General features: G+C 61.7%; 6 protein-coding genes. 3 read left to right on the forward strand and 3 right to left on the reverse strand.

Translation table 11 applies throughout. The features are described from left to right. Positions 1 to 426 precede the first annotated feature (426 nt). Positions 427 to 675 carry a GlsB/YeaQ/YmgE family stress response membrane protein gene (locus BHQ40_RS24235; protein WP_070158251.1) on the forward strand — a complete coding sequence of 83 codons (249 nt, stop codon included), beginning with the start codon at positions 427 to 429 and terminating at the stop codon, positions 673 to 675. Positions 676 to 737: 62 nt separating this feature from the next. Here BHQ40_RS24235 and BHQ40_RS24240 read toward each other — a convergent pair whose 3' ends face one another. The 3 genes from BHQ40_RS24240 to BHQ40_RS24250 all read right to left on the reverse strand — a co-directional run bounded on the left by BHQ40_RS24240 (position 738) and on the right by BHQ40_RS24250 (position 1,895). Continuing rightward, positions 738 to 992, reverse strand: a complete 255-nt coding sequence (locus BHQ40_RS24240) for a GlsB/YeaQ/YmgE family stress response membrane protein (protein WP_070158252.1) — start codon at positions 990 to 992, stop codon at positions 738 to 740. 215 nt (positions 993 to 1,207) lie between these two features. Beyond that, positions 1,208 to 1,507: a CtrA inhibitor SciP gene (sciP, locus tag BHQ40_RS24245; protein WP_070158253.1), complete on the reverse strand. Its 300-nt coding sequence runs from the start codon at positions 1,505 to 1,507 to the stop codon at positions 1,208 to 1,210. A 109-nt stretch (positions 1,508 to 1,616) separates the two neighbouring features. Continuing rightward, positions 1,617 to 1,895, reverse strand: coding sequence for a hypothetical protein (locus BHQ40_RS24250; protein ID WP_171905958.1), 279 nt, complete (start codon positions 1,893 to 1,895; stop codon positions 1,617 to 1,619). Between the two features lie 131 nt (positions 1,896 to 2,026). Between BHQ40_RS24250 and mnmA the strand changes: the two genes are divergently transcribed. Both mnmA and BHQ40_RS24260 read left to right on the forward strand, forming a co-directional pair. After that, positions 2,027 to 3,133: a tRNA 2-thiouridine(34) synthase MnmA gene (gene mnmA, locus BHQ40_RS24255; protein WP_070158255.1), complete on the forward strand. Its 1,107-nt coding sequence runs from the start codon at positions 2,027 to 2,029 to the stop codon at positions 3,131 to 3,133. 322 nt (positions 3,134 to 3,455) lie between these two features. Further along, the gene (locus tag BHQ40_RS24260) at positions 3,456 to 3,746 is read left to right on the forward strand and encodes a hypothetical protein (protein WP_070158256.1); all 291 of its coding nucleotides are present in this window, start codon (positions 3,456 to 3,458) and stop codon (positions 3,744 to 3,746) included. The last annotated feature ends 207 nt before the right edge of the window (positions 3,747 to 3,953 follow it).

The following is a 3,953-nucleotide window of genomic DNA, read 5'->3' on the forward strand; positions in this document are numbered from 1 at the left end:
GCCACGGCCGCGCACCACCAGCGCAGCGATGATCAGGGCCACCACAATAGCAGCAAACAGCAGCAACATCCGCCGCTTGCGCCGACGGGCCATCTCGTCGTCGAATTCGGCCATGGCCGCATCACCCGCAAGCTGAGTTTCGAAATTCATTGCCCTGCACTCATTTCCCAAGCGGCATCTGCCGCTTCCCGACTGTGTTATATGAATATATCACCGCGCTCAAGCCAAAAACGGCTGGCGCTCTCGCGTGCTTTTATGGCGGCCCTTGGCGCAGGAGATGCCCGCAGAACGGACGATATGCAAGTATGCGCATGGGTCAGGCGTATCGATTCCGGAGGAATGTTGCAGGCAAGGAACAGATTGCAATCGCGGCGGCAACAGCCATTATGCCGCCCACGCAACGAACTGCGGGAAACGGGGTGGCGGATGGAATTGATGGGCTGGATATTCCTTGGTCTCGTGGCCGGGGCCATTGCCAAGTTCATCATGCCCGGCCGCGATCCGGGCGGCTGCATCGTGACGATCCTGCTCGGCATCGCCGGCGCGCTTCTCGCCGGGTATCTGGGCCGGGTCGCCGGCTTCTATCAGGAAGGGGAGAGGGCGGGCTTCATCGCCGCGATCCTGGGCGCTGCCCTCATCCTGTTCGTCTATCGCCTGCTCATGCGGCGGTCGTGAAGCCGATATGAAAAGGCCGGCCCTCCTGCGAGGACCGGCCCATTTCTCTTATTCGGGTTAATCTAGCGGAGCGAACCACGACGGACCAGGTTGACGATCGCCAGCAGGATGACCGCGCCGACCAGCGACACGATGAAGGAATTCACGGTCAGCACCTGATTGATCGTGCCGCCGTTGAAGATCAGCCCGCCAATGAAGGCGCCCACGATACCGACAACAATGTTCAGCAAAATGCCCTGTTGCGCGTCAGTACGCATGATCAGGCTCGCAAGCCAACCGACAACGCCACCAATGATCAGCCAGAGAATGATTCCCATGATATGTTACTCCTTCCGAGCTTCCCCACGCCAGGATGTCCTGTGGGGAATATAACCGCGCACGGCGCTCTGCGTTCCCGGCCGTCATGATTATATTTCGGTTAAGCAACCATCGGGCGGCGCATCTCTGGCTCGCGAATGCCGCGCAAAGGAAAAGGCCGCCGGTCACGATGGACAGGCGGCCCTTGCACCGGCTGTAACGCCGGATGCGCGCGTCAGTATTTCTGCTGGCGCTCGTACAGCGATTTATAGTGCTGGATGCGCGTGACGCGCAGGCCCGGCATGCCGGACCGGTCGACGGCGCGCTGCCACCCGGCAAATTCCTCCAGCGTCAGCGAATAGCGTTCGCACGCCTCGTCCACGCTCAGCAGCCCGCCATTGACGGCAGCGACGACCTCCGCCTTGCGCCGGACCACCCAGCGGGTGGTCGTGGGCGGGGGCAGGCTGTCGAGTGTCAGCGGCTCTCCCAGCGGTCCTACCACCTGGGCAGGGCGAATCTTGTGATTCTCGATCATTCTCACCTCAAATAACGGCACGGGGGCCTTTCGGCCTGTGGTCGGTCCACCTATTCCATGACAGCATTGAACATCGGCTAAAGCGCCACGGTAAACGCTGTCTTCATTTTTACTTCCCCACCATTAATTGCTCAGAAATCAGGATGTTGAATGCTCCTCCCAGGACAGAAAGATCCTGCGCCGCGCCCCCGCGCGGTGCAAAGACTTCCGTCAGGACCGCAATGCGGTCGCCCTCCGGGGCATTTTCATGCTCCAGGGACTCGACGGCGCGCACGGTCGGGCTGGCCGATTGCGAAGCGGCGCAGGCCGCCAGCAGCATCGGCAGATCGAGCGACAGCAGAGGGGTTGCCTCCGCCTCCATGCGCTCCTGCGTCCGGGAAAAACTCAAATCCATGAAAGCCTTAGTAGGCGGCAAAGGATAAAGGCCGGTAAATCCCATGGTCACAGACCGTTAGGGCGGGTGAAGGCTTGATTAAGGCGGCTGGAAAATGGCGGATTTCCGGCCTATATGCCGCTGTCATGCAAGGAGAATTTCAGATTGAGCCGCCATTTTCGGCCCGCAGGATCGTGGTTGCGATGTCCGGCGGGGTGGATTCGAGCGTCGTGGCGGCGCTTGCGGTCCAGACCGGAGCGGAAACTATCGGCGTCACCCTGCAGCTTTACGATCATGGCGCGGCGACCGGGCGGACGGGCAGTTGCTGCGCCGGGCAGGATATTCGCGACGCCCGCGCCGTCGCCGATCGCCTGGGCATCGCCCATTATGTGTTCGACCATGAAAGCCGCTTCCGCGACACGGTGATCAACGATTTCGCCGACGAATATATGGCCGGGCGGACCCCCATCCCCTGCGTCAAATGCAATATGGGCGTGAAGTTCACCGACCTGTTCGCGCTTGCCCGCGATCTGGGCGCCGATTGCCTCGCCACCGGCCATTATGTCCGCCGGGTGATGGGACCGCAGGGCGCGGAGCTGCACCGCGCCGCCGACCCGGCGCGTGACCAGAGCTATTTCCTGTTCGCGACGACGCAGGCGCAGCTAGACTATCTGCGCTTCCCGCTCGGCGGCCTGCCCAAGCCGCAGGTGCGGGAGATTGCGGCCTCGCTCGGCCTCTCCGTCGCGCTGAAGCCTGACAGCCAGGACATCTGCTTCGTGCCGGACGGCGACTATGCCGCCATCGTCCGCAAGGTGCGCCCCGATGCCGATGACGGCGGAGAGATTGTGCATGTCGACGGCCGCCTGATGGGCCGGCACAAGGGGCTGATCCATTACACCGTCGGCCAGCGCAAGGGTCTGGAGATCGGCGGCCAGGCCGAACCGCTCTATGTCGTGCGCCTCGACGGCGCGGCGCGGCAGGTGATCGTCGGGCCGAAACGGGCGCTGGCGGTGCGCGCGGCGGTGATAGAGGACGCCAACTGGCTGGCGGACGATTTGTCCGGGCCGGTTCTCGCCAAGGTCCGCTCGATGGCAAAACCCGTGCCCGCCCGGCTGGACGGCGGCCGATTGGTTTTCGATACGCCCGAATATGGCGTCGCCCCCGGCCAGGCGGCGGTGCTGTACGATGGCGACAGGGTCCTCGGCGGCGGCTGGATCGCACAGACGGAAGCGGCGGAGCTGGAACCGGCGTGATGCTTGAGGGCGCGGCGCGGATTGATCCGTTCGGTGCTGCCGCGTCTGGGGTTTGCGTTCAGGGTGAATGACGGTGAGCGACCAAAAGTGCAAAGTCCCACTCTGCTATTGACCGTCATCCCGGCGAAAGCCGGGACCCATATCTCCCCCTTGCCCGCCGCCTGCCGAAGGCGGGATCGGTCCCGGCTTTCGCCGGGATGACGGATAATGCTTTCGCCGGGATGACGAATAATAACGCCATCTTTCGACCATTTTAAGACGCCATTGTATAATGCGCGCGGCGCAAATAGCGGTCCCTCAGCAAGTATGATATGCGTGAAAAATGACCCTAGCCAACATCATTGCCGGTATCGCTCTGACCGTCTGGGGCCTGATGCTATTCGGTGGCGTAACTGCCTATCGAAGCGTTTTAGGTCAAAATGTGGCAGGGTATCCAAATTGGGGCCAGTTTCACCTCTTTCTTTCGTTCCCCGGTTCGATCGTTGCGATTTTGCTTGTGGGGCTGGCGCTCGTCAATTGGAAGCAGCGAGGGGCAATTCTCTTAGCAGTATTTTCAGGGGGGTCACTTTTGTTTGTTTTGCCTTGGATGACTGGGTTCACTGGGGGTGTGTAACCTCAGCGGCGGCAAAGGCAGGTTTCAATATATTTCATCCAATAGTCGCCGTTCCGCTCCCCACCCATTCCCGCCGTCAAACTCCCCTCCCTCATAGGGAGGGGAGCATCCTTTCCCAATCCGTCACCCCAGCGAAGGCTGGGGTCTCAGGGAATGAGGCGCTACAAGGCCTGAGATCCCAGCCTCCGCTGGGATGACGTGGAACAA

Origin of the sequence: Sphingobium phenoxybenzoativorans, assembly GCF_001757355.1 — a bacterium.
Classification (GTDB): Bacteria; Pseudomonadota; Alphaproteobacteria; order Sphingomonadales; family Sphingomonadaceae; genus Sphingobium; species Sphingobium phenoxybenzoativorans.